This is a genomic window from Mycobacterium sp. WUMAC-067 (assembly GCF_020217485.1).
Lineage (GTDB): Bacteria > Actinomycetota > Actinomycetes > Mycobacteriales > Mycobacteriaceae > Mycobacterium.
In genome coordinates, this window is sequence record NZ_JAEKMI010000219.1 from 1 (window position 1) to 277 (window position 277).

General features: G+C 70.0%; 1 pseudogene. It reads left to right on the forward strand.

Annotated elements, in window-relative coordinates:
• A pseudogene (locus JF781_RS28310) lies at nt 1-277 on the forward strand (hypothetical protein); the annotation flags it as partial.

Consider the following 277-nt stretch of genomic DNA (forward strand, 5'->3'; position numbering starts at 1 on the left):
CGCGGTCAGGCTGGAGCCGCGACCCGACCCCGAACCTCGGTCCGAGTCCGAGTCCGAGTCCGAGACCGAGTCCGAGTCCGAGTCCGAACCGCGGCCCGCCCCCGAGCCCGAGCGTTCGATCACCACGACCGCCACTGAGTGGGGCGCCTGTTATCGGATCACCCTGGGCCGCTTGGATGCCGCGAAGTTCGACGCCGCGTTGGCCTCGCATCGTGAGGCGCTGATCGCCGAGTGGAAACACGACCACGGTGAGGGCGGGGGCGGTTCGGATCAGCGT